This is a genomic window from Gelidibacter salicanalis (assembly GCF_016469035.1).
Lineage (GTDB): Bacteria > Bacteroidota > Bacteroidia > Flavobacteriales > Flavobacteriaceae > Gelidibacter > Gelidibacter salicanalis_A.
In genome coordinates, this window is record NZ_JAEHJZ010000467.1 from 1 (window position 1) to 271 (window position 271).

At 56.1% G+C, this 271-nt stretch carries 1 rRNA gene; it reads left to right on the forward strand.

The features are described from left to right. Positions 1 to 172 precede the first annotated feature (172 nt). A 5S ribosomal RNA gene (gene rrf, locus JEM65_RS21840) occupies positions 173 to 271 on the forward strand; the annotation flags it as partial.

Genomic DNA, 271 nt, shown 5'->3' on the forward strand with positions numbered 1-271 from the left:
GGAACCCCAGGTGCCGTTGGCTTTTCTTTTCGGGGCTTTTAATCATCGACCTTAGGGCGAGAGAGCAGCTCACACGGAAATTGGACATTGGAGGGCACACATTATGGCCCTCTGCAACTCAATCGGGCTCCAAGGAGGCCAATGGGCGCATTCAGTGCGAGCTTGAAACCCAGTCAACGGCCATACCACACTGAACCTACCGGTTCTCGTCCGATCCCCGCAGTCAAGCAGTGTTGGGCCTGGTTAGTGTACTTGGATGGGTGACCGCCTG